Annotated in this window: 21 protein-coding genes; 11 read left to right on the plus strand and 10 right to left on the minus strand. The window is 67.3% G+C overall.

Annotation, left to right across the window (positions count from 1 at the left end):
• The first annotated feature begins 181 nt into the window (after positions 1–181).
• Positions 182–976: a DUF6159 family protein gene (locus tag AC1DY7_RS21860; RefSeq protein WP_477495812.1), complete on the plus strand. Its 795-nt coding sequence runs from the start codon at positions 182–184 to the stop codon at positions 974–976.
• Positions 977–991: 15 nt separating this feature from the next.
• Here the strand turns inward: AC1DY7_RS21860 and AC1DY7_RS21865 are convergent, their stop codons facing one another.
• Positions 992–1,432: an OsmC family protein gene (locus AC1DY7_RS21865; RefSeq protein ID WP_477495813.1), complete on the minus strand. Its 441-nt coding sequence runs from the start codon at positions 1,430–1,432 to the stop codon at positions 992–994.
• A gap of 130 nt (positions 1,433–1,562) precedes the next feature.
• Positions 1,563–1,853: a WhiB family transcriptional regulator gene (locus tag AC1DY7_RS21870; protein WP_477495814.1), complete on the minus strand. Its 291-nt coding sequence runs from the start codon at positions 1,851–1,853 to the stop codon at positions 1,563–1,565.
• 400 nt (positions 1,854–2,253) lie between these two features.
• Here AC1DY7_RS21870 and AC1DY7_RS21875 point away from each other — a divergent pair, with 400 nt between their 5' ends.
• The 3 genes from AC1DY7_RS21875 to AC1DY7_RS21885 all read left to right on the plus strand — a co-directional run bounded on the left by AC1DY7_RS21875 (position 2,254) and on the right by AC1DY7_RS21885 (position 5,009).
• Positions 2,254–3,045 (plus strand): hypothetical protein, encoded by a 792-nt coding sequence (locus tag AC1DY7_RS21875; protein WP_477495815.1) that lies wholly within the window; start codon positions 2,254–2,256, stop codon positions 3,043–3,045.
• A 91-nt stretch (positions 3,046–3,136) separates the two neighbouring features.
• A complete protein-coding gene (locus AC1DY7_RS21880) occupies positions 3,137–3,712 on the plus strand; it encodes a sigma-70 family RNA polymerase sigma factor (protein WP_477495816.1) in 576 nt (191 codons plus the stop codon).
• Positions 3,705–5,009: an anti-sigma-D factor RsdA gene (locus AC1DY7_RS21885; protein WP_477495817.1), complete on the plus strand. Its 1,305-nt coding sequence runs from the start codon at positions 3,705–3,707 to the stop codon at positions 5,007–5,009. The genes AC1DY7_RS21880 and AC1DY7_RS21885 overlap by 8 nt, the downstream gene beginning before the upstream one ends.
• A gap of 24 nt (positions 5,010–5,033) precedes the next feature.
• Here the strand turns inward: AC1DY7_RS21885 and AC1DY7_RS21890 are convergent, their stop codons facing one another.
• Complete coding sequence (locus AC1DY7_RS21890; protein ID WP_477495818.1) at positions 5,034–5,438, minus strand: DUF5319 domain-containing protein; 405 nt, start codon at positions 5,436–5,438, stop codon at positions 5,034–5,036.
• A gap of 168 nt (positions 5,439–5,606) precedes the next feature.
• On the opposite strand from AC1DY7_RS21890, the gene guaB reads away from it, so the two are divergent.
• The 3 genes from guaB (at position 5,607) to AC1DY7_RS21905 (ending at position 10,110) form a co-directional block, all read left to right on the plus strand.
• Positions 5,607–7,151 carry an IMP dehydrogenase gene (gene guaB / locus AC1DY7_RS21895; protein ID WP_477495819.1) on the plus strand — a complete coding sequence of 515 codons (1,545 nt, stop codon included), beginning with the start codon at positions 5,607–5,609 and terminating at the stop codon, positions 7,149–7,151.
• Between the two features lie 23 nt (positions 7,152–7,174).
• Positions 7,175–8,302, plus strand: coding sequence for a GuaB3 family IMP dehydrogenase-related protein (locus AC1DY7_RS21900; RefSeq protein ID WP_477495820.1), 1,128 nt, complete (start codon positions 7,175–7,177; stop codon positions 8,300–8,302).
• A 71-nt stretch (positions 8,303–8,373) separates the two neighbouring features.
• Positions 8,374–10,110, plus strand: coding sequence for a GMC family oxidoreductase N-terminal domain-containing protein (locus AC1DY7_RS21905; protein WP_477495821.1), 1,737 nt, complete (start codon positions 8,374–8,376; stop codon positions 10,108–10,110).
• Here AC1DY7_RS21905 and AC1DY7_RS21910 read toward each other — a convergent pair.
• Complete coding sequence (locus tag AC1DY7_RS21910; protein ID WP_477495822.1) at positions 10,094–10,720, minus strand: TetR/AcrR family transcriptional regulator; 627 nt, start codon at positions 10,718–10,720, stop codon at positions 10,094–10,096. The two genes, AC1DY7_RS21905 and AC1DY7_RS21910, sit on opposite strands and share 17 nt — an antisense overlap.
• Before the next feature lie 60 nt (positions 10,721–10,780).
• On the opposite strand from AC1DY7_RS21910, the gene AC1DY7_RS21915 reads away from it, so the two are divergent.
• Positions 10,781–11,482, plus strand: coding sequence for a hypothetical protein (locus tag AC1DY7_RS21915; protein ID WP_477495823.1), 702 nt, complete (start codon positions 10,781–10,783; stop codon positions 11,480–11,482).
• A 2-nt stretch (positions 11,483–11,484) separates the two neighbouring features.
• Complete coding sequence (locus AC1DY7_RS21920; RefSeq protein ID WP_477495824.1) at positions 11,485–13,443, plus strand: YhgE/Pip family protein; 1,959 nt, start codon at positions 11,485–11,487, stop codon at positions 13,441–13,443.
• A 10-nt stretch (positions 13,444–13,453) separates the two neighbouring features.
• On the opposite strand, the gene AC1DY7_RS21925 is transcribed toward AC1DY7_RS21920, so the two are convergent.
• From AC1DY7_RS21925 to AC1DY7_RS21935, 3 genes are all read right to left on the minus strand, one after another.
• Positions 13,454–15,817, minus strand: a complete 2,364-nt coding sequence (locus tag AC1DY7_RS21925) for a glycoside hydrolase family 65 protein (protein WP_477495825.1) — start codon at positions 15,815–15,817, stop codon at positions 13,454–13,456.
• Positions 15,814–16,548 (minus strand): beta-phosphoglucomutase family hydrolase, encoded by a 735-nt coding sequence (locus tag AC1DY7_RS21930; RefSeq protein ID WP_477495826.1) that lies wholly within the window; start codon positions 16,546–16,548, stop codon positions 15,814–15,816. Before AC1DY7_RS21930 ends, AC1DY7_RS21925 begins: the two co-directional genes overlap by 4 nt.
• Positions 16,549–16,633: 85 nt before the next feature.
• Complete coding sequence (locus AC1DY7_RS21935) at positions 16,634–17,545, minus strand: TauD/TfdA dioxygenase family protein (RefSeq protein WP_477495827.1); 912 nt, start codon at positions 17,543–17,545, stop codon at positions 16,634–16,636.
• A gap of 61 nt (positions 17,546–17,606) precedes the next feature.
• On the opposite strand from AC1DY7_RS21935, the gene AC1DY7_RS21940 reads away from it, so the two are divergent.
• Entirely contained in the window at positions 17,607–18,158 is a 552-nt protein-coding gene (locus AC1DY7_RS21940; RefSeq protein WP_477495828.1) for a TetR/AcrR family transcriptional regulator, read from the plus strand.
• 1 nt (position 18,159) lies between these two features.
• On the opposite strand, the gene AC1DY7_RS21945 is transcribed toward AC1DY7_RS21940, so the two are convergent.
• The gene (locus tag AC1DY7_RS21945) at positions 18,160–19,608 is read right to left on the minus strand and encodes a catalase (protein WP_477495829.1); all 1,449 of its coding nucleotides are present in this window, start codon (positions 19,606–19,608) and stop codon (positions 18,160–18,162) included.
• Between the two features lie 105 nt (positions 19,609–19,713).
• Here AC1DY7_RS21945 and guaA point away from each other — a divergent pair, with 105 nt between their 5' ends.
• Positions 19,714–21,267 carry a glutamine-hydrolyzing GMP synthase gene (gene guaA, locus AC1DY7_RS21950; RefSeq protein ID WP_477495830.1) on the plus strand — a complete coding sequence of 518 codons (1,554 nt, stop codon included), beginning with the start codon at positions 19,714–19,716 and terminating at the stop codon, positions 21,265–21,267.
• Between the two features lies 1 nt (position 21,268).
• On the opposite strand, the gene AC1DY7_RS21955 is transcribed toward guaA, so the two are convergent.
• Positions 21,269–22,207 (minus strand): MerR family transcriptional regulator, encoded by a 939-nt coding sequence (locus AC1DY7_RS21955; RefSeq protein WP_477495831.1) that lies wholly within the window; start codon positions 22,205–22,207, stop codon positions 21,269–21,271.
• An 80-nt stretch (positions 22,208–22,287) separates the two neighbouring features.
• Entirely contained in the window at positions 22,288–23,277 is a 990-nt protein-coding gene (locus tag AC1DY7_RS21960; RefSeq protein ID WP_477495832.1) for an alpha/beta hydrolase, read from the minus strand.
• Positions 23,278–23,299: the final 22 nt, after the last annotated feature.

The raw sequence follows: 23,299 nt of genomic DNA on the forward strand, positions 1-23,299 counted from the left end.
AACCCCATCATCCGGCGACGGCTGAGACTGGACTGAGAGTTTGTTCGCACAATGCCGAGATTTTCGCCTTGCCGCGCCAAATGCAGGTCGCGATGGTTACGATTCGGCATACTTCCGTGGACGGGGCGGGTCGATGGGTCGAATCTCACGTGGCTGGGCACTCACCAAGCAGAGTTGGAGTGTGCTGAAAAGCGACCGTTCGCTGGTGGTGTTCCCGGCGCTGTCGACGGTCTTCGCGATCCTTGCGTTGCTGGCGATCTGGGTGCCCGCAGCCCTCGTCACCGGTGTATTCGAAACTGAGACGTTCGACGAGCACAACCCGGTCTACTACATCGCCGTCGCGGTGACCGCCTACGTGTCGACCTTCATCGCGATCTTCTTCAACGTCGCGCTCGCCGACTGCGCTGCTCGCTCGCTGCGCGGCGAAGACACCAGCGTGAGCGAAGGACTGTCGGCCGCAGGCCGCCTCATCGGCCCGATCCTGGCCTGGACCTTTGTCGCCGCCACTGTCGGTCTGATTCTGCGACTCATCGAGGACCGGGTACCGGCCGCCGGCAAGATCGCGACCTGGATCGCCGGGGCGGCTTGGGCGATCGCGACCTTCTTCGTCGTCCCGGTGATCGCACTAGAGGGCGGCGGGCCGTGGCAGTCGCTCAAACGCTCTGCGGCTGTCGTCAAAGCCCGCTGGGGCGAAGGCGCCTTCGGGACGTTCTCCATCACCGCATTCACTGTGTGGGCAATCATGGCGATTGTTCTGGTGACGGCGGTGGGCTGTGTCGGATTCGCCGCCCTGGGCATTCCGCCGCTGGCTTTGGCGGTCGGCGCACTCGGTGTCATCGCTGTGATCGTCGTATCGGTCATCTCCAGCGCACTCAACGGGATCTTCCGGGTCGCGGTCTACCAGTACGCAGTCAGCGGTGAGGCTCCGTCCGGATATGACAGCAAGCTCGTGCAGAATGCCTTCACGCGGTCGTGAGCGCCGAGATCCCCGTCAGCGCAGTGTGGTGGCGATCCGGACCTCGCCGGTCAACGTCTGATGGACCGGGCAGCGCTCGGCGATGTCCATCAGTTTCTGACGTTGAGTGTCGTCCAGGTCGCCGGTCAATTCGATCTCCCGATCGATCGAACTGATCCATCCGATCGTGGTCTCGCACTCGGCGCAGTCCTTGGCGTGGATCCGGGTGTGCCGAAGCGTCACGCGCACCTGCTCCAGAGGCCAGCTCTTGCGATCGGCGTACATCCGCACCGTCATCGAGGTGCAGGCCCCGAGGCCTGCGAGCAGCAGGTCGTAGGGCGTCGGACCGGCATCGTCGCCGACCGGGCGCGGCTCGTCGGCGCTCAGCCGGTGATCTCCCGCAATGATCTCCTGCGTGTAGGTGCCGGTGCCGGTCTCTGTGACGACCACGGTGCCCTCGGCTGACGGGTCGGGCATGGGGGACCTCCTGGGCGGTGCATTCGCGCGGACGCTCAAGAACTACCACCGCCGGATCGGCGGGGAACCGGCTTTACACACAGAGGAGCCTCGCCCTGGCGTCGGGCGAGGCTCCTCCGTTAGCTGAGTATCAGGCCGTGCGGCGGATTCCGCGCTTGAGTAGGAGCTCGCGCTCGGACTCGCTCAATCCGCCCCAGATGCCGTACGGCTCACCGACCGCCAAGGCGTGTGAGCGGCATTGGGTGATCACCGGACAGCTGCGGCACATCTCTTTGGCGCGCATTTCCCGCTGGGCGCGGGCCCTGCCACGTTCTCCATCGGGATGGAAAAACATCGATGAATCGACGCCCCGGCAAAGTCCTGTCATTTGCCAGTCCCAAATATCGGCATTGGGTCCGGGTAGTTGCTGCGGCTGTGGCATTTGGAAAACCCCTCTCGTCGCACCTAATTCGCGAAACGCGTAGGTGCGTGAGTCGCGGAACCGATCCGAGCACTTGTCGCCGATGACTACTCGTGCACACAACGTAGAAGGGCTACCGAAAAATCGTCAATACCCAGGTCTTGTGCGTAACCGCATAGCAGCAGCGTGAGAATTTACATCACGTTCATCATTGCGACCCGCACGCAACGAGAAGAGTGTTCAACAAACACTGCAAAGTTGACGCTTGTGTGCATTTCCGCTGTTCGCTGCTTTTGCAATCGCGGCGAAGGCGAGGCGTCGTTGATCTGCCGGAAACATTTCGACCATCAAGTGTTAACCAAAGTTGGGTTCGTCACGTGACTCCGGCACCCGCCGGCCACGTTGATAACGTCGGGATCCGATGACCACCACGACAACGTCCCTGGCCGAGGCCGCTTTCGGGCCTCATCCAGACCTCTGGCCGCTGGGCGCGGCGACCTCACAGCGGGATCGGTGGCTGCGGGCCGTCGCCGCCGGCGGTCAGGGACGCTACGCCAGCGCCATGGCCGATCTCGGGGAGCTCTGCCGCACCGCACCGCCGGGACCGCTGCTCTCCTTGGCGCACAGCACCCGGGCATCGTTCCTGCGTCAGCTCGGCGGACACGACCTGGCTCGCGGGTGGGACGGTCGGGCCTGGGCGGCCGCGGGCGCAGACCCTGAGGCCGGCGTCGACGCCCTGGTGGGCCTGGCCGCCGATGCGCTGGGGGTGGGACGGCTGGCACTGTCCGCGCGCCTGCTCGGGCACGCGCAGCGACTGCTCGACGGATCGGTGCCCGCCCGGCAGCCGGTGCGGCTGCAATGGGTGTCTGCGGAACTCAACATGGCCGGCGGTGACGGCACCGCCGCCGTCGCGCACGCCGAACGAGCCGTCGAACTGGCCGGGGCGACCGGGTCGCCGCGGCACACGGTCAAGACGGCGGTGGTGCTGGCGGCCGCGCTGTGCTGCGACGGCCGCCTCGATCAGGCGCGCCGCGTCGCGGACGCGGCGATGGCCGACACCGATCGTTACGGCCTCGTCCCGCTGCGGTGGGCGCTGGGCTGCCTGCTGGCCGACATCGGCAGCACCGTGCATTCGCCGACCCACATCGCCGCTGTTCGCGACGCTGCCGCCGAGATTGTGCGACGGCGGGGCGGCGTGTGGTCGCGTCGCTGACGCGGTTCAGGCCGCCTCGATCGTTACTGTTTATCTGACGCACACCCTGTCGGGCCGTGGCCCCTGAGTAACGCTGGAGATATCACCCACGATGACAATTTCGGGAGAACGTCTCGATGCTGTCGTCGCTGATGCGGTGGCCGGCGATCGGGACGCGCTTCGGGTGGTTCTGGAGACCATCCGCCCGATCATCGTCCGGTACTGCCGGGCGCGGATCGGGTCAGCAGAACGAAGTGGTCTCTCCGCAGACGACATTGCGCAGGAGGTGTGCTTGGCCGCCATCACGGCGCTGCCGCGCTACCAGGATCAGGGGCGACCCTTCCTGGCATTCGTGTACGGCATCGCTGCGCACAAGATCGCAGACGCCCACCGGGCGTCCGCGCGGAACCGCTCTGAACCCACCGATGTGGTGCCCGAGCGGTACTCGGGAGAAGCCGGGCCCGAACAACGGGCACTGGACTCCGAGGCGTCGAACCGGATGGATCGGCTGCTCTCGACCCTGCCGGAGAAGCAACGCGAGATCGTCATCCTGCGCGTCGTGGTCGGTATGAGTGCCGAAGAGGTCGCCGAGGCCGTGGGCAGTACGCCCGGGGCCGTTCGCGTCGCGCAGCATCGTGCCCTGGCCAAGCTGAAGTCCGAGATCACCGCGGGCGGCGACTATGCCTGATTTCGGTCGCTGGACCTCCAATGGGGGCGATCCCTCGCTCAACGACATCAATCGCGCCGACAAATTCCTCGACGCACTCGCCTCGGATCAGCCGGTGTTCTCCACCGACCAGGGCGACGCAGAACTCGCCTTCCTGCTGTCCGGGTGGCGCGACGAGATCCGCCAGGTGCCCATCGACCACGTGGTCCCGCCGCGTGAAGCCGAGGCCGCGCTGCAGAACGCCGTGAACTTTTCCTCGCGCCGCCGCAATCGGCGATCGCTGGCCGTGATCGGCTCCGCTGCGGCAGCCGTGCTCTGCCTCGGCGGCTTCGCCTCGGTGGTGTACAGCGCCGATCCCGGCGAGGGTCTCTACGGCCTGCACGCCATGCTTTTCGGCGACCAGAAGCAGACCCGCGACGACGCGGTGGTGCTGGCGGCGCAGACCGAGATGCAGCAGGTGCAGCAGTTGATCGACACCGGACAGTGGGATCAGGCCCAGGACAGGCTGGCCGCGCTGTCGACGAAGGTGCAGAGTGTCGAGACCGTCGAACGCAAGTCCGAGCTCATCCAGCAGTGGAATTCGTTGACGTACAAGGTCGTTGAGCAGAATCCGGCGGCCACCCTGCCGCCGGCAGGCGAGCCGCTGCCGGTTCTGCCGTCCTCGCCGCTGACGTTGTTGCCGTTGCCCGTGATCGAGAACACCACCACGGTCACCACGACGACGGCGCCGGAAACGACGACCGTGACCACGACGACCGGATCCGAGGCCCTGTCGACGACGACCACGCCACCGTCGGACACCACGACGACGTCCACCTCCGAAACCGCGACCACGACATCGGAGTCCGTGCCGTCCACGACGACGACCACCTCGGCCGCCCCGTCCACGACGACCTCGACCGCGACGACCTCGACCGCGACGACCTCGACCGCGCCGAGTACCACGTCGACGACGCCGACCACCACAACCACGTCCGTCGCGCCCCGCACGACGACCACCACGACCACCGTCGCGCCCCAGACGGCCACGACCACCGCGGCGCCGAGCGCCGCCACGACCACCGAGGCCACCGTGGCGCGCACCGCCACCACGACGGTCGCACCGAGCGTTGCCGCGCCGCCGCCGGCCACGTCGGTGGCGCCGCCGGTGCAGCAGGAGGAGCCCAGCGCACCCCCGGCGCGTAGTCAGGCGCCGCAGAGCGAGCGGCCCGTCCAGGCGCCGGTGGAGACGACGAAAGCGCCTGCCGCGGAATCGTCAGCGCCGCAGCGGACGCCGGAGGTGGTCGTGACGACGACAACCGTCCCCGGTGGTCACTGACTTCGGGTGTGGTCGATCAGTTGGTCAGCGGTACCCGTCGGATTCGGATGCGGCCTCGTTGAGTGACGCGTCGGCGTAACCGCGGCAGTAGTCCCAGGTGACGTAGGCGTCGGGTTCGGGATCGTAGGCGGGCTCGTGCGGCCGGACGGTGCCGTCCACCAGCAGCTGCAGCAGGTTGGCCCGCAGCATGTCCCAGTCGTGGTAGTGATCCTGCTGGCATTCGTCGCAGCACACGACCAGCCCGCGAATTCCTTTGTGGGCCAGCAGGGCCTCGTACACGGCCAGATCGGCGAGATCGGCTTCGACAGCGCTGCGTTCCTGCGGATCCAGCGGCAGGCCGGGCTCGATTGCGTCGAGCGCCGACGAAGGATCGCACGGGTCATCTGCGAACGGGTCCGGCGGCAGCCCCGGCGGGAGGTCATCACGCACGGATCTAGCCTACGCAGCCCCGCCACATCCGCGCCAGCCGTCCGTGCTGGTGTCGCCCGCGAGGTGCGCTGCGGTGGTGTAGTCACGAGCATCGAGGTCAGTGCCGATAAGATGGCCCTTTAGATCCTCGCCTGTGCTTGGCCGTGTTGGTTCCTGGAGGCTCCACCCATGTCGATTGTTGAAAGCAGCAGCATCCCTATCGCCGTACCGGTGCCCACCGGTGGTGATGATCCGACGAAGATCGCGATGCTCGGCCTGACTTTCGATGATGTCCTGCTGTTGCCGGCCGCCTCGGATGTGGTGCCGGCCAACGTGGACACGTCCAGTCAGCTGACCAAGCGCATCCGGCTCAGGGTGCCGCTGGTGAGCTCGGCGATGGACACCGTGACCGAGTCACGGATGGCCATCGCGATGGCCCGTGCCGGCGGTATGGGCGTGCTGCACCGCAACCTGTCCGTGGCCGAACAGGCCGGCCAGGTGGAGACGGTGAAGCGGTCCGAGGCCGGCATGGTCACCGACCCGGTCACCTGCTCGCCGGAGAACACGCTGGCCGAGGTCGACGCGATGTGCGCCCGGTTCCGCATCTCCGGCCTGCCCGTGGTCGATGCCGAAGGTTCGCTGGTCGGGATCATCACCAACCGCGACATGCGGTTCGAGGTCGACCAGTCGAAGCCCGTCGCCGAGGTGATGACCAAGGCGCCGCTGATCACCGCGCAGGCCGGGGTGTCCGCCGAGGCCGCGCTCGGCCTGTTGCGCCGCTACAAGATCGAGAAACTGCCCATCGTCGACGGGCACGGCAAGCTGACCGGTCTGATCACCGTCAAGGACTTCGTCAAGACCGAGCAGTTCCCGCTGGCCACCAAGGACAGCGACGGCAGGCTGCTGGTCGGCGCCGCCGTCGGTATCGGTGACGACGCCTGGACCCGGGCCATGACGCTGGCCGACGCCGGAGTTGACGTGCTGATCGTCGACACCGCGCACGCCCACAACCGACTGGTGCTCGACATGGTGCACCGGCTGAAATCCGTCGTCGGCGAGCGGGTCGACGTGGTCGGCGGCAATGTCGCCACCCGCGCCGCCGCCGCCGCGCTGGTCGAAGCCGGGGCCGACGCGGTGAAGGTCGGGGTCGGACCCGGCTCCATCTGCACCACCCGCGTGGTGGCCGGGGTGGGCGCCCCGCAGATCACCGCGATCCTGGAAGCTGTCGCCGCCTGCTCACCCAAGGGCATCCCGGTGATCGCCGACGGTGGCCTGCAGTACTCCGGGGACATCGCCAAGGCGCTGGCCGCCGGTGCGTCCACCGCGATGCTGGGTTCGCTGCTGGCCGGCACCGCCGAATCCCCGGGTGACCTGATCTTCGTCAACGGCAAGCAGTTCAAGAGCTACCGCGGGATGGGCTCGCTGGGCGCCATGCAGGGCCGAGGCACCCAGAAGAGTTTCTCCAAGGACCGCTACTTCCAGGACGATGTGCTCTCCGAGGACAAGCTGGTCCCCGAGGGCATCGAGGGCCGGGTGCCGTTCCGCGGCCCGTTGTCGACCGTCATCCACCAGCTCACGGGTGGATTGCGCGCAGCCATGGGATACACGGGATCGGACACCATCGAGCACCTGCAGCAGGCGCAGTTCGTCCAGATCACCGCGGCGGGGCTGAAGGAAAGCCATCCACACGACATCACCATGACTGTCGAAGCGCCGAACTACTACGCCCGATAGGGATCACCTTCAATATGCGAGACATGGTTGAAATCGGCATGGGCAGAACCGCCCGCCGCACCTACGAACTCGACGACATCAACATCGTCCCGTCCCGGCGGACCCGCTCCAGCAAGGACGTGTCCACGGCCTGGCAGCTCGATGCCTACCGGTTCGAGATCCCCGTCGTGGCGCACCCGACCGACGCCCTGGTGTCGGTGGAGTTCGCCATCGAGATGGGCCGGCTCGGCGGTCTCGGCGTGCTCAACGGTGAAGGCCTGATCGGCAGGCATGCCGACGTCGAGGACAAGATCGCGCAGGTCGTGGAGACCGCAGCGACGTCGACCGATGAGTCGGCCGCGATCCGTCTGCTGCAGCAACTGCACTCGGCGCCGCTGAACCCGGAACTGCTGGGTGCCGCCGTCGCCCGCATCCGGGAGGCCGGGGTGACCACCGCGGTGCGCGTCAGCCCGCAGAACGCGCAGGCGCTGACCCCGGCGCTGGTGGCCGCCGGGATCGACCTGCTGGTCATCCAGGGCACCATCATCTCCGCCGAGCGCGTCGCGCAGGATGCGGAGCCGCTGAACCTGAAGACGTTCATCTCCGAACTGGACATCCCGGTGGTCGCCGGCGGCGTCCTGGACCACCGCACCGCACTGCACCTGATGCGCACCGGCGCCGCCGGCGTCATCGTGGGCTACGGCTCGACCCGGGGCGTCACCACCAGCGACGAGGTGCTCGGTATCAGTGTGCCGATGGCCACGGCCATCGCCGACGCCGCCGCGGCCCGTCGTGAGTACCTCGATGAGACCGGCGGGCGGTACGTGCACGTGCTGGCCGACGGCGACATCCACACCTCCGGTGACCTGGCGAAGGCCATCGCCTGCGGCGCCGACGCCGTCGTGCTGGGTACTCCGCTGTCCACCGCGGCCGAGGCGCTCGGCGGCGGCTGGTTCTGGCCCTCGGCGGCGGCTCACCCGTCGTTGCCCCGCGGCGCGCTGCTGCAGGTGGCGCTCGGCGAGCGCCCGCCGCTCAAGCAGGTGCTCGACGGCCCGTCCGATGATCCGTTCGGTTCGCTGAATCTGGTCGGCGGGTTGGCACGGTCGATGGCCAAGGCCGGGTACTGCGACCTCAAGGAATTCCAGAAGGTCGGCCTGACCGTCGGAGCCTGATCGCCCGATTTCGTTTACAAGTTAGGCCTTCCTGTCTAGAAGTTACCTGTCGGTAGCGTCATACTGGTCATATGCATCCTGACTATGACGTCTTGATCATCGGCTCCGGTTTCGGGGGCAGCGTCAGCGCGCTGCGGCTCACCGAGAAGGGCTACCGGGTGGGAGTGCTCGAGGCCGGACCCCGGTACTCCGACGCCGACTTCGCCAAAACCTCCTGGGACCTGCGCAAATTTCTGTGGGCGCCGCAGCTGGGGATGTACGGCATTCAGCGCATCCACCTGTTGCGCAACTGCATGATCCTGGCCGGCGCCGGAGTGGGCGGCGGATCACTGAACTACGCCAACACCCTCTACGTCCCGCCGGAGCCCTTCTTCGCGGACAAGCAGTGGTCGGGGATCACCGATTGGCGCTCGGAGTTGATGCCGCACTACGAGCAGGCGCAGCGCATGCTCGGCGTGGTCAAGAACCCCACCTTCACCGACGCCGACCGGTTGATGAAAGAGGTCGCCGACGACATGGGCGTGGGCGACACCTTCGTCGCCACCCCGGTGGGGGTGTTCTTCGGCGCCGACGGCGAGAAGGCCCCGGGCAAGACCGTCCCGGATCCGTACTTCGGGGGCGCGGGGCCGGCCCGCACCGGGTGCATCGAATGCGGAGAATGCATGACCGGCTGCCGGCACGGCGCCAAGAACACCCTGGTGAAGAATTACCTGGGGCTGGCGGAATCCGCTGGGGCGCAGGTACATCCGATGACGACCGTGACCAGCTTCGCCCAGCGCGCGGACGGGTTGTGGGAGGTCAGCACCGCGCGGACCGGCAGCAAGTTGCGCCGCAAGCGCAAGACGTTCACCGCGACCCACCTGATCGTCGCGGCGGGCACCTACAACACCCACAAACTGCTGTTCAAGATGCGGGACACCGGCAAGCTCACGAAACTGTCGGCCAAGCTGGGTGTGCTGACCCGCACTAACTCCGAGTCGATCGTCGGTGCCCAGACCCTCACGGTGTCCTCGGAGCGTGACCTGACCCACGGCGTGGCCATCACGTCGTCCATCCACCCCACCGCGGACACGCACGTCGAGCCCTGCCGATACGGCAAGGGCTCCAACGCCATGGGGCTGTTGCAGACCCTGATGACCGACGGCGCGGGGCCACTCGGCAGCGATGTGCCGCGGTGGCGGCAGTTCCTGAACCTGGCAGGGGAGGATCCGCGCGGTCTGATCCGGCTGCTCAATCCGCAGCACTGGAGCGAGCGCACCGTCATCGCGCTGGTGATGCAACACCTGGACAACTCCATCACCACGTTCACCAAACGCGGACCGCTGGGCAAGCGGATCCTGTCGTCCAAACAAGGCCACGGCGAACCCAATCCGACGTGGATTCCGGCCGGCAACGAGGTGACCCGCCGCATCGCCGAGAAGATCGACGGCGTGGCAGGCGGCACGTGGGGTGAATTGTTCAACATTCCCCTCACCGCACATTTCCTCGGTGGGGCAGCCATCGGCGACAGCGTCGAGACCGGTGTCATCGACCCGTATCACCGGGTGTACAACTACCCGACGCTGTACGTCACCGACGGCGCGTCGATCTCGGCGAATCTCGGTGTGAATCCGTCCCTTTCGATCACCGCGCAGGCCGAGCGGGCCGCTGCGCTGTGGCCGAACAAGGGCGAGGAGGACCTGCGCCCCGCGCAGGGGCAGCCGTATCAGCGCCTCGCGCCGGTGCCGCCGGTACGCCCCGTCGTGCCCGTCGATGCGCCAGGTGCGTTGCGCCGGTTACCGATTCATCCGGTCAGCTCGGCGGGCTGACACGGTCACCGGGCACGGACTCGAGCAGCCTGGTGATGAGGCGCTCGATCATGTCGGGGCGGATGACCCCGGGTTGAAGGATCTCTTCCATCGCGACGCCCGCGGTGATGGTGACCACGAGTTGGGCGAGGTCGGCCAGCTTCTGGCTGGGCAGGCCGGTTCCGGCCATCTCGACGACCTGCATCGCCTGCCGGACGGCCGCCTGTCTACGCGCGACGAGCCGATCGCGTAGCTGCGGATCGCGCACCGCGCGCAGCCAATACTCGAAAAGCACCAACTGATACTGGTTCTGGTCGTGGATCGAGGCGAGCATCGACTGGCTCAACGCGTGTGCCGTCGCGGCGATGTCACCCTTGCCGTCGTCGAATGCGGTGACGATCAATGCGCTGCGCGTCTCGAACTGGCGGTCGAGCAATGCCAGGAACAACTCGTCCTTGGACTCGAAGTTGGAGTAGACCGCCCCCTTGGTGAAGCCGGCGGCATGACCGATTGCATCGATGGTGGTGCCGGCGAATCCCTCTGCGGCGAAAACCCCCAGCGCGGCGTCGAGTATCCGGTCGCGCACCTCATCTCGCGTCGGACGGGTTCGGGCAGGTTTGACAGACGACATGAGACGAAAGGATACTCGATAGTATCGACTGGATACCAGTCAGTATCGAAGGGTGTTGAGATGGCAGAGGTGCAGGATGCCGACGCTGCGGGCAGCGAACCCGACGCCGTCGGTCCCGCGTTGATCACGGCCGTCGGGTTGGGCGTCGAGGGAGAGCACGGAGCGCTGTTCACCGACGTCGATCTGTCGCTCACCAGCGGCTTTCATGCCATTCAGATGCCAGGGGGGTGGGGGCAGACAGCCCTGCTGTTGACGCTGGCGGGCCGGCTCAAGCCCAGCCACGGCACCGTCAGCGTGTGCGGGGACCACACCCCCCGCAGCATCCGTCGGCACTGTGCCATCGCGGCGTTCGACGATATCGACGAAGTGGAGGACTCGGTGACGGTGGCAACCGTCCTCGCCGAGCAGCGTCGCTGGCTGGCGCCGTGGTACCGGCAGGTGCCGATCGAGGCCGGTCACACCGCACTGACGGAGGTGTTCGGTGAGCTCACGCCGCCGTCGGGCACGACCTTCATCAGTGAACTGTCCGACCTGGACCTCTTTCTGCTCCGCGTCACGCTGGCGCAGTTCTCGGACCGGCCGATCCTGGTGGTCGGCGACCTCGAACAGGTCCGCGACAACGACCGCCGCGCGGTGGCCGTCCAGCGTCTCGGTGCCCTCGCAGAGCAGCGCACCGTCATTGTGGGCGTGACCAATCCGCTGGGATCTGACGCTCCCGCCCATGATCTGCACGACCATCGCAGCTTGACCGGAAAGGACTGAGCATGCTGGCAGGACTCGCCTTCGGCTCCGAGATCAAACGCTTCGCCCGCAGCCGGCTGACCCGGGTGGCCATCGTGGTGCTCATGCTGCTGCCCCTGGTGTACGGCGCGCTGTACCTGTGGGCGTATTGGGACCCCTTCGGACACGTCAACAAAATGCCTGTCGCACTGGTCAATTCGGACCGGGGTGCGATGGTGTCCGGTCAGCAGGTCAATGCCGGCGACGAGATCGCCAAGAGCCTCACCGCCGACGGCAGCCTGGACTGGCATGTCGTGAACGACGAAGAGGCCCGCGCAGGCGTCGAGCACGGCAAGTACTACTTCATGCTCGAATTGCCCTCGGACTTCAGTGCGGCCATCGCTTCACCCCTGACCGGTCAGCCGAAACAGGCGAACCTGATCGCCATCTACAACGACGCCAACAACTACATCTCCTCGAGTATCGGCCGCACCGCTACCGACCAGGTGCTCAACGCGGTGTCCACCCGGATATCCGGGCAGGCGGTCAACCAGGTTCTCTCCGTGGTCGTCTCGTCGGGTGCGGGCATCAAGCAGGCCGCCGACGGGGCCCAGAAACTCGCCGACGGCGCCGTCAAGGTCGACGACGGGGCCGGCACACTCTCGACGGGTCTGCACACCGCACGATCCGGCTCGGCGCAACTTGCCGCCGGTGCCAAACAGCTCTCAGATGGCATCACCAAGGCCACCGACCCGCTCATCGCGGTGACGCGGGCGCTCTCGCAGATGGGCGGTGACACCGACAAATTGCAGCAGGGCACCACCGCCCTGCGGCAGGCCAACGATCAGATCGGTGCCATCGCCACTGCGCAGGACACCGCGGCCACCTCCCTCGCCACCGTGATCAACCAGCTCTCCGACAGCACAGATCCGTTGGCCAACAGCGCTGCCGGGACGCTGCGCGGCGTGCAGGACCAGCTGCAAGCACATCAGTTCACCCCGCAGATCCGCCAGCAGCTGACCGACGCGGAGAACGCCGCGATATCCATGACGTCATCCATCCGCACCCCGGGCAGCCCACTGAACACCGGCCTGGACCAGGTGGGCACCCAAGGCCGGGAACTCACCGACAAGCTGAACGAACTGCGGGGCGGTGCCCAGAAACTGGCCTCCGGCAGCGCCGACTTGTCGAGCGGAATCGTCAAACTCGATGACGGTGCCGGGCAGCTGAAGACCGGAACCGGCCAACTGCGCACCGGGTCGGCGGAGCTCGCGACCAAGCTGGCCGACGGCGCCAAACAGGTTCCGAACTGGAGCGCCCAGCAGAAGGACGCGATCGCCGGCACCATCGGCGGGCCGGTGCATCTGGATACCGCCCACGAGAACGCCGCGCCCAACTTCGGTACCGGCATGGCACCGTTCTTCATCACCTTGGCGCTGTTCTTCGGCGCACTGGTGCTCTGGATGGTGTTGCGGCCGTTACAGACTCGGCCGATCGTCGCGGAGGTGCTCGCCATTCGGGTGGTGCTGGCCAGTTATCTGCCCGCGGTGGCGATCGCGTTCTGTCAGGCGGTGATCCTGTACTGCGTGGTGCGGTTCGGCCTGGGCATGCACGCCGCGCATCCGGTCGCGATGCTGGCCTTCATGGTGTTGATCTCGTGCGCCTTCGTCGCGGCGACCCAGGCGATCAATGCCCTCGTCGGCCCAGCGGTGGGGCGGGTGCTGATCATGGCGCTGCTGATGCTGCAGCTGGTCAGTGCCGGTGGCATGTACCCGGTGGAGACGACCTCGCGGCCGTTCCAGGTGTTCCACAACTACGACCCGATGACGTATGGGGTCAACGGATTACGTCAGTTGATCCTCGGAGGTATCGATCACCGGCTGTGGCAGGCGGTGCTGGCGCTGGTGATCATCTGGGCCGGGGGATTGGCGATCTCCTCGCTGTCGGCCCGGCGGAACCGGACGTGGGACATGACCCGGCTGATGCCTGCCATCAAGATGTGAGCCGGCGCGCTCACTCCGCGTCGAGCGGCCTGCGCCGGATCGGTTCCCGGCCGGGCGGCTGCTGCGGGACAGGGAGCAGCGGCTTACGGGCGGTCACTGCGACCGTCGTGGGCTCGCTGGTGTCCAGTTCCAGCTCGACACCGGCGTGCCGGATGGTCAGCTGAGTGTGGGGGCCGTCGCGCAGGCTGTAGATCACCTCCGCATGGGTGGCATCGACGGTGAGCCGGAACTCGTGCCAGCGCAACCGGAATCGCAACCGGTCGATTCCGTCGGGCAGGTGCGGGTCCAGGGCCAGCACCCCCTCGTCGTCGCGCAGGCCGCCGAATCCGGCCACCAAGGCGATCCAGGCACCCGCCAGCGACGCCATGTGCAGACCGTCGCGGGTGTTGTGGTGCAGGTCGCGCAGGTCGATCAGGGCCGCCTCGTAGGCGTAGTCGTGCGCCAGTTCCAGGTGTCCCACCTCCGCGCACAGCACCGCCTGGGTACATGCCGACAGCGAGGAGTCCCTGGTGGTGCGGCGTTCGTAATAGTCGACATTGCGCGCCTTCTGCTCATCGGTGAAGGCGTGGCTCTGCCAGTGCATGGCCAGCACCAGGTCGGCCTGTTTGAGCACCTGCGTGGGGTAGAGCCGGACGTAATGTTGGTGCAGCAGCAGTGGATAGTCGTTGTTGGTCACGAAATCCCATTCGGCGAGGTTGGTGAATCCCTCGCACTGGGGGTGTACGCCGAGTTCGCTGTCGAACGGGATGTGCACAGCGGCAGCGGCATCCCGCCAGGCCGCGGTCTCCTCGGTGGTCACGCCGATGGCGAAGGCCGCCTCGGGATGGCGGTTGGAGGCCTCGGCAGCCACCCGAAGGTTGTGCGCTGCCATCAGATTGGTGAAGATGTTGTCACTCATCAATGCGGTGTACTCATCGGGTCCGGTGACACCGTCCAGGTGCCACACACCGTGGCGGTCGTGATGGCCCAACGAGATCCACAGCCGCGCTGTCTCCACCAGAACTGCCAGCCCGCACTCGCGTTCCAGGGTCTCGTCGCCGGTCACCAGCCGGTAACGCTCGAAGGCCATCGCGATATCGCCATTGATATGCCAGGCTGCGGTGCCCGCCGGCCAGTACGCCGAGCATTCCTCGCCACGGATGGTGCGCCACGGGAAACTGGCACCGGCGAGGCCGAGTTGTTCGGCGCGATCCTTGGCCAACTCCAAAGTGGCTGCGCGCCAGCGCAACGCGTCGGCGGCGGCGTGCGGCTTGGTGTAGGTCAGCACCGGCAGCACGAATCCTTCGGTGTCCCAGAAGGCGTGGCCGTCATAGCCCGTGCCGGTCAGCCCCTTGCCTGGGATGGCGCGCCGTTCGGCGCGTGCGCTGGCCTGTAGCACGTGGAACAACCCGAATCGCACCGCCTGCTGGGAGTCCGGGTCGCCCCACACCTCGACGTCCGCGGCATCCCAGAACTCGTCCAGGTAGGTGCGCTGGGCTTCCAGCAGGCCCTGCCAGCCGCTGTAGCGGGCGCCGGCCAGGGCGCCCGCGACCTGATCGCGCAGCGCCGGCCGGGACCGCAGGCTCGACCATCCATAGGCGAGGTATTTGACGACGCGCAGCTGCTGTCCGGGCCGCAGCCCGCAGATGACGGTGGTGCGGGCGACATCGGCCCGCGCTTCGGTGCTGACCTCGACGCGCCCAGGCACCTCGATCTCGTGGTCCATCGCCGCAGCCATCATCAGCTGGCTGTTGCGGGTTTGGTGCACCAGCAGACCACCGTGTTCGGTGTGCTCGTGGGACACCGCTTCCAGCGGGCGGTCCAGCGTGGCGGCCACCCGCGGATCCGAGGACGTATCCGGCTGATCCTCATTCGCGACGAGCTCGGATTGCACTGTGACGCGGGTGAATTCGTCGACCGCCTCGACGATGTACTCGATGGCGGCGACACTGCGCTGGGTGAGCGACACCAGCCTGGTCGAGGTGATCCGCACCTGCTTGCCTGCCGGCGAGCGCCACTGGGCCACCCGGGTCAGCGTGCCCGCCCGCAGGTCGAGTACCCGTTCGTGCTCGACCAGGTCGCCGTAACGGATGTCGAACGGCTCGTCGTCGACAAGCAGCCGCAGGATCTTGCCGTTGGTGATGTCGACGACCGTCTGGCCGGCCTCGGGATAGCCGAATCCGGTCTCGGCGTACGGCAGGGACCGGGTTTCGTAGAACGAGTTGAGATAGGTGCCGGGCAGTCCGTGTGGCTCGCCTTCGTCGAGGTTGCCGCGCAATCCGATGTGCCCGTTGGACAACGCGAAGATGGACTCGGCCTGCGCCAGCAGTTCCAGATCCAGCTGCGTCTCGCGGATACGCCACGGTTCGATGGGAAACGCGTCATGGTCGATCATCGGCCGGCCTCCAACAGATCGGCGAGGTCGGTCACCACGACATCGGCGCCGTGGGCCCGCAACTGACCGGCCTGGCCCACCCTGTCCACCCCGACGACGACGCCGAAGTGCCCGGCCCGCCCGGATTCGACCCCGGACAGCGCGTCCTCGAAGACCGCGGCGGCCGAGGCGGGCACCTGGAGTAGTTCGGCGGCGCGCAGGTAGGAATCCGGGGCGGGTTTGCCGGGGATGTGTTCCTCGCGCAGCGTGACCCCGTCGACGCGCTGGTGCACGTACTGGGCCAGGCCGGTGATCTCCAGTACCTCGCGGGTGTTCGCGCTGGAGGACACCACGGCGACGCCGAGACCGGCTTCGGACACCGCCTTCAGGTAGCGCCGGGAGCCGTCGAACACCTCCACACCGTCGGTGTGCAGCACCTTCTGGAACATGTCGTTCTTGCGGTTGCCCAGGCCCTCGACGGTGTCCTTGTCGGGCGGATCGTCAGGGTCACCCTCGGGTAGCTCGATGTTTCTGCTCTTGAGGAAGTCGCGCACGCCGTCTTCGCGGCGTTTCCCGTCCACGTAGGTGAGGTAGTCGCCGTCGACGTCGAACGGTACGAACGGGTCCTCCCGGGTCCGCAGGAAGTCGTCGAACATCGTCTTCCACGCGGTCTTGTGCACGCTGGCGGTGTCGGTGAGCACACCGTCGAGGTCGAAGAGACAGGCGTGCACGCCTTCCGGCAGACCCAGCATGGCGGCCCTCGCTTTCGCATCGTGGATACCAACACTCCACAATGCCCGTTTCAGGCCGATCTCACGCTTGCCGCCGGTGTGACACTCATCCGGCCTTCCGAATCCCCGTCGCTTCGCTCGCCCCGGTTTTGGCCACCGTCTCCCCGACCGCGCGGCTGCGGGCCCCGTGCACGTCGACGGGCACATCGCCGGTCAGGGTCACCCGGTGCATGACGCGGCGCTGGTCGTCGTAGTCGTCGACGGCGCGGTGCTGGGTGGCGCGGTTGTCCCACATGGCCACGTCCCCGGGCGCCCAGTTCCATCGGACGGTGTTCTCCGGCATGGTGATCCGGCGCTGCAACATCTCGGCCAGGACATGGGATTCGTGGCTGTCCACGCCCAGGAAGCCCCGAACGAAATCGCCTGCCAGCAGGGTGCGTTCGCCGGTCTCGGGGTGTACGCGGACCACCGGGTGCTCGGTGCGGAAGTCCGGTTTCTGGAACATCTCCCGCAGTGCACGTTGGGTGTCGGAGACCTCCTCGACCGGCGCCACGGCGTAGTCGTAGCGGTTGCTGTGCAGGGCCCACAGATTGTCTGCCAGCAGCCGCAGTGGGTCGGGCAGGCTGTCGTAGGCGGCGGCCGTCGACGCCCACAGCGTGGACCCGCCGTAGGTGGGCAGGGTGACCGCGCGCAGCACCGAGATGGCCGGGTAGTCGGGCATGAACGTCATATCGGTGTGCCAGCGGGTGGCCTTGGCGTATTCGGAGTCGATGGGTGCGATGACGCCGGTGCTGTCGCGGCCGAAGGCGTGGTGACCGATCGGGGTGCCCAGCAGCCTGGCGAAGGCCTGCTGGCCGTCGTCGTCGAGGTGCTGCTGGTCGCGGAAGAACACCACCTTGTGGCGCAGTAGGGCGGCCCGGATCTCCGCGACGTCGCCGGCGGCGAGGTCACCGCCGAGTTCCACGTTGTCGATGCGGGCGCCGATGCGGCTGCCGAGTTGCGTGACGGTGATGGTCATGGCGGTCCTTTTCGCTGACAGAAGCCTGTGTAGTCAACTGACTACAGGCTAGTGTAGCCACGTGACTACAGCCGTGCCACCGACCGGTCGCGATGAAGTGGCGGCAGCCATCTTGGAGGCATCGGCCGACCTGTTCGCCCAGCGCGGACCCACGGCTACGTCGATGCGCGACATCGCCCTGCGGGCGCAGGTGAACCACGGCCTGATCCATCGCCACTTCGGCACCAAGGAACATCTGGTCGGCGCCGTACTGGACCACCTGGGGTCCGGTCTGAACACCTTGGTGTCGGACGACGCGCCTGCCGAGGCGATCGAGGCGGCCACCGATCGGCACACCCGGGTGATGGCCAGGGCGCTGCTCGACGGTTACCCGGTGGGTCAGCTGCAGACCCGGTTCCCCAACATCGCGCTGTTGATGGACAAGGTGTTGCCGAGCTACGGGACCGATGACCGTGCCGGCCGGATGGCCGTCGCGAATGCTGTTGCTCTGCAACTCGGTTGGCGGATGTTCGAACCGTTCCTGCGATCGGCCGTCGGTTTGGACGAGATGACCGAGGACGAGGTGCGTGCCGCCGTCGGGGCGACGGCGGCACACATTCTCGCCCCTGGGTGAATCAGGGTGTGAACTTGTCGGCGATCCGGTCGCCGAGCTGCTTGTCGACATTGCGCCAGTACTCGAAGGCGCGCTGCAGCACCGGATCGGACACGCCCTTGGCCAGGTGACCGGCGATGTTGGACACCAGCCGGTCGCGGGCCGCGTCGTCGAGCACCTCACGCACCAGCGTCCCGGCTTGGCCCCAATCGTCGTCCTCGGCGTGCAGTGAATATGCCGACCGGACCATCTCGCCGTCGGCATGCCACAGCGGCTCGCCGGTGCGGGCCGGATCGGCCTTGGGGCCACCGTAGGAGTTCGGCGCGTACACCGGATCGGACACGTTCTGCACCCGCATCGCGCCGTCCTTGGAGTAGCTGTGCACCTCGGAGACCGGGGTGTTGACCGGGATCTGCCGGTAGTTCACCCCCAGCCGCGCGCGGTGCGCATCGGCATAGGCGAAATCGCGGGCCAGCAGCATCTTGTCGGGGCTGAGGCCGGTGCCCGGCACCGCGTTGTTGGGCTCGAAGGCCGCCTGCTCCATCTCGGTGTGGTAGTCCGTGACGTTGCGGTCCAGGGTCAGCTTTCCGACGTCGATCAGTGGGTAATCGCCGTGCGGCCACACCTTGGTGAGATCGAACGGGTTGAACCGGTAGTCCTTGGCCTGCTCGAACGGCATGATCTGCATCTTCAACGACCAGCTCGGGTGGTCGCCGCGCTCGATCGCGTCGAACAGATCCCGTTGATGCGCGTCCCCGTCGACTCCGGCCATCTCGTCGCCTTCGTCCTGGGTCAGGAACTCGACGCCCTGGTCGGAGATGAAGTGGTACTTGACCCAGAAGATCTGCCCGGCGGCGTTGATCCAGCTGTAGGTGTGACTGGAGTAGCCGTTCATGTGCCGCCAGTCCTTCGGGATCCCGCGATCGCCCATCAGCCAGGTCACCTGGTGGGCGGACTCCGGCGACAGCGTCCAGAAGTCCCACTGCATGTCGTTGTCGCGCAAGTTGTTGGCGGCGCGCCGTTTCTGGGACCGGATGAAGTGCTGGAACTTCAACGGATCCCGGATGAAGAACACCGGGGTGTTGTTGCCGACCATGTCGAAGTTGCCGTCGGCGGTGTAGAACTTCGTCGCGAAGCCGCGCGGGTCCCGCCAGGTGTCGGGGCTGCCGCGCTCGCCGGCGACGGTCGAGAATCTGGTGAGGGTCTCGGTCTTGGTGCCCGGCTGGAACACGGCGGCCTTGGTGTAGGCGCTGACGTCGTGGGTGACTTCGAAATGGCCGAACGCGCCGCCGCCCTTGGCGTGCGGCTGCCGCTCCGGGATGCGTTCCCGGTTGAACGTCGCCATCTGCTCGATCAGATAGTGGTCCTGGAGCAGGATCGGGCCGTCGGGTCCGATGGTCAGCGAATGCTCATCGCTGAAAACCGGAATTCCTGCGTCGGTGGTGGTGGGTTTGGGCTGGGTCCCGGTCACCGTCGCTCCTTTCGTAAGAGGGTCTGCGCTCTCCCGGATACCCCCGGGCGCTGCCGACAAACGGGTCCGGGCAGCCCGACCAGGTCGCCTCACTAGACTGATCAGGTGGAATCCGACCCGACCCGCCCCGTCCTCGTCATCGACTTCGGTGCTCAGTACGCCCAGCTGATCGCGCGGCGCGTACGTGAAGCCCGAGTGTTCTCCGAGGTCATCCCGCACACCGCGACGGTCGAGGAGATCAAGGCCCGCAACCCGCAGGGCATCGTGCTCTCCGGCGGCCCGGCCAGCGTGTACGCCGAAGGGGCGCCCAAGCTGGACCCGGCGCTGTTCGACCTCGATGTGCCGGTGTTCGGGATCTGCTACGGCTTCCAGGCGATGGCCCAGGCGCTCGGCGGCACCGTGGCGCACACCGGCACCAGCGAATACGGCCGCACCGAGCTGAAAGTCTCTGGCGGACAACTGCATTCGGAGCTTCCCGCGTCGCAGCCGGTGTGGATGAGCCACGGCGACGCGGTGACCGGGGCACCCGACGGATTCGAGGTCGTCGCCACCAGTGCCGGCGCCCCGGTGGCCGCCTTCGAGAACCGGGCCCGCCGGCTGGCAGGTGTGCAGTACCACCCCGAGGTGCTGCATTCGCCCCACGGCCAGCACGTGCTGAGTAGGTTCCTGCACGATTTCGCCGGGATCGGTGCCACCTGGACGGCGGCCAACATCGCCGAACAGCTCATCGAGGCGGTCCGGGCCCAGATCGGCGACGGTCGGGCCATCTGCGGGCTGTCCGGCGGGGTGGACTCCGCCGTCGCGGCGGCGCTGGTGCAGCGTGCCATTGGTGACCGGCTCACCTGTGTGTTCGTCGATCACGGTCTGCTGCGAGCGGGGGAGCGTGCCCAGGTGCAGCGCGACTTCGTCGCCGCCACCGGGGCCAATCTGGTGACCGTCGACGTCGCCGACCGCTTCCTGGAGGCACTGTCGGGGGTGACCAACCCGGAGGGCAAGCGCAAGATCATCGGCCGCGAGTTCATCCGCGCCTTCGAAGGTGCCGTGCGGGACACCTTGTCCGAGTTCGATATCGACTTCCTGGTGCAGGGCACGCTCTACCCGGACGTGGTCGAGTCCGGCGGTGGCACCGGCACCGCGAACATCAAGAGTCACCACAACGTGGGCGGCCTGCCCGACGACTTGAAATTCAAACTCGTCGAACCGCTGCGCTTGTTGTTCAAGGACGAGGTCCGTGCAGTCGGGCGTGAGCTCGGCTTGCCCGAGGAAATCGTTGCGCGCCAACCGTTCCCGGGCCCCGGTCTGGGTATTCGCATCGTCGGGGAGGTGACCGCGCCGCGCCTGGACACCCTGCGCCGGGCCGACGCGATCGCCCGCGAGGAACTCACCACGGCCGGCCTGGACCACCAGATCTGGCAGTGCCCGGTGGTGCTGCTCGCCGATGTCCGGTCGGTGGGGGTGCAGGGCGACGGCCGCACCTACGGGCACCCCATCGTGCTGCGCCCGGTATCCAGTGAGGACGCCATGACCGCGGACTGGACCCGGGTGCCCTACGACGTGCTGGAGCGCATCTCGACGCGCATCACGAACGAGGTGCCCGAGGTCAACCGGGTGGTACTGGACATCACCAGCAAGCCGCCGGGCACCATCGAGTGGGAGTGAGCTACTCCGGGGCGTCCTTTCCGACGTACTCGGTCAGGATCTGAGCGACGACGGATTCGATCGTCGATTCGATCGAGAACGCCAGTGTTGCGGTGACGGCGGCGACGGCTTGGGTGCGCAACCGGACCAATGTGGTGATCAGCTCGGCCACTTCGGTGTCGGCGGGCAGGGATTGCCCCGGCTTGATCTTCTCTGACAGCTGGTCCACCCCGGCGCGGACCAGAATCGAGCTGATCTCGTCGATGTGCGGCAACACCCGCTCATGCGCACCGACCAGGGTCTCCATGCTGACGCCGTACTGGCGCAGATCGTTGAACGTCTCGATCAGCTTGGGCCGCAAGATGATTGCCTCGTCATCGATTCCCCGGTCGCTGCGCTCCAGCCCGCCGTCACCGTCGATTTTGATGACGCCGTTGGCAACCAGCCGGTCGAAGGCGGCGTCGTCGCCGATCAGATCGCGGGCCGCCGCCAACGGCATCCGCTCGGACTTCTCCGTCGCCCAGGTGCCGACGATGGCATTCTCCAGGCCGAGCACGTCGCCGATGTCCTTGCCCTGCTCCCAGGCGTCGAGCATTTCGTGCACGTGCGCGATGTTGTATCCCCGATCGAGCATCGAGGTGATCAGCCGCAGCCGGGTCAGATGGGTGTCGTTGAACAGGGCGATCCGGCCGACCCGCAGCGGCGGATGCAGCAGGGCCCGGTCCCGGTACACCCGGATGTTGCGGGTGGTGGTGTTCGCCAGCCGCGCCAGCTCTTCGATGCGGTATTCGCCCGATGCCGCCACCCCGTGGGGTTGCACCGCCGCGTCGAACAGCTGTGACACCGCGGTCTCCACGACATCGCGTGAGCTACGCCGGATCTGCTGCGGCGCCCGGCGCAGACCGCCCAAGATGGTCGCGATGGCGCCGACCGGGGGCCGTGGCGGCTTGGGCGGTGGCATCTACGCGGGCGCGCCGACAGCGACGCGGTCGCCGAAATGGGAGTCGGGCATCCGTCGACGATACTGCCTGCCGGCGACGTTTACCCCGCGACCTTGCTGATCACGTTGCGCCGCAACGATTCCGAGAGGAAGGCGGACGCGCCGCGCATCGCCGGGCGGGCCTCGGGGCTGAGCTTGGGCAGGGCCTGGAAGACGTGCACCTGGTCGGGCCAGACCTGCAGCTCGGCCTCTGTGCCGGCAGCGCGAAGGTCCTCGTGCAGTTTGCGCGCGTCACCGAGCAACATCTCGGCTCCGCCGGCCTGGATCAGCGTGGGCGGTAGCGCGCGTCCATTCCGGACATCCAATGTCAGTCCGGGGTGCGTCATCTCGTGTGCGCTGCAGTACAGGCCGACCAGCCGGGCGGCGTCGCGCGGGCGGATCGCCGGGTCGCGGCGCAGCGCGTCGCGGGTGCGTGCCAGCCCGAAGGTCATATCGAACAGCGGGGAGAACAACGCCAGTGCCGCGGGGTGTGGGACGTCGGGCTGCAGCAGCAGGTCGACGGCCAGATGTCCGCCCGCGGAATCACCGGCCATCACGATGCGGTCCGGGGCGAATCCGCGTTCGGTGCACAGCCAGTCCCAGCCGGAGCGCACATCGGTGGCGGCGGTGGGGAATCGGTACTCGGGTGCCAGTCGGTAGTCGATACAGAACACCGGCAGGCCGGTCAGGCGGGACAGCCACGCCGTCAGCCTGCGATGGGTGCGCGGTGAGCACAGGACGAAGCCGCTGCCGTGCAGGTAGTAGACGGCACTTCCCTGGTGCTCGATGTCCGGGCGTCCGTACACCCACTCGCCGACAACGCGACGGCCGTCGGGCAATCGGACGTCGACGGGCTCGACCCGGGCCCCGGACAGGGATGGGCCGAAGGTGTCCATCACGCCCGCGATGATCTGCCGCGCCGCCCACACCCCCCACGGTTGTTCGGGTGACAGGAGACCGCCCAGCGGGCGCAGGGTGAGGCCGCCGACGGTGGCCGCCGCCCGGGACTGAAGCGATCCGCGAGCGGGAATCGGCGCAGGAACGACGGGCATCCGGACCTCCATTGGTCGAAGC

The organism is Mycobacterium sp. P2_H7 (assembly GCF_056403275.1).

Bases quoted from the DNA above. Each gene is read 5' to 3' on its own strand.
- AC1DY7_RS21865 (WP_477495813.1), bottom strand. From the start codon at position 1,432: ATGCCCGACCCGTCAGCCGAGGGCACCGTGGTCGTCACAGAGACCGGC.
- AC1DY7_RS21870 (WP_477495814.1), bottom strand. From the start codon at position 1,853: ATGCCACAGCCGCAGCAACTACCCGGACCCAATGCCGATATTTGGGAC.
- AC1DY7_RS21875 (WP_477495815.1), top strand. From the start codon at position 2,254: ATGACCACCACGACAACGTCCCTGGCCGAGGCCGCTTTCGGGCCTCAT.
- AC1DY7_RS21880 (WP_477495816.1), top strand. From the start codon at position 3,137: ATGACAATTTCGGGAGAACGTCTCGATGCTGTCGTCGCTGATGCGGTG.
- AC1DY7_RS21885 (WP_477495817.1), top strand. From the start codon at position 3,705: ATGCCTGATTTCGGTCGCTGGACCTCCAATGGGGGCGATCCCTCGCTC.
- guaB (WP_477495819.1), top strand. From the start codon at position 5,607: ATGTCGATTGTTGAAAGCAGCAGCATCCCTATCGCCGTACCGGTGCCC.
- AC1DY7_RS21900 (WP_477495820.1), top strand. From the start codon at position 7,175: ATGGTTGAAATCGGCATGGGCAGAACCGCCCGCCGCACCTACGAACTC.
- AC1DY7_RS21905 (WP_477495821.1), top strand. From the start codon at position 8,374: ATGCATCCTGACTATGACGTCTTGATCATCGGCTCCGGTTTCGGGGGC.
- AC1DY7_RS21910 (WP_477495822.1), bottom strand. From the start codon at position 10,720: ATGTCGTCTGTCAAACCTGCCCGAACCCGTCCGACGCGAGATGAGGTG.
- AC1DY7_RS21915 (WP_477495823.1), top strand. From the start codon at position 10,781: ATGGCAGAGGTGCAGGATGCCGACGCTGCGGGCAGCGAACCCGACGCC.
- AC1DY7_RS21920 (WP_477495824.1), top strand. From the start codon at position 11,485: ATGCTGGCAGGACTCGCCTTCGGCTCCGAGATCAAACGCTTCGCCCGC.
- AC1DY7_RS21925 (WP_477495825.1), bottom strand. From the start codon at position 15,817: ATGATCGACCATGACGCGTTTCCCATCGAACCGTGGCGTATCCGCGAG.
- AC1DY7_RS21930 (WP_477495826.1), bottom strand. From the start codon at position 16,548: ATGCTGGGTCTGCCGGAAGGCGTGCACGCCTGTCTCTTCGACCTCGAC.
- AC1DY7_RS21935 (WP_477495827.1), bottom strand. From the start codon at position 17,545: ATGACCATCACCGTCACGCAACTCGGCAGCCGCATCGGCGCCCGCATC.
- AC1DY7_RS21955 (WP_477495831.1), bottom strand. From the start codon at position 22,207: ATGCCACCGCCCAAGCCGCCACGGCCCCCGGTCGGCGCCATCGCGACC.
- AC1DY7_RS21960 (WP_477495832.1), bottom strand. From the start codon at position 23,277: ATGCCCGTCGTTCCTGCGCCGATTCCCGCTCGCGGATCGCTTCAGTCC.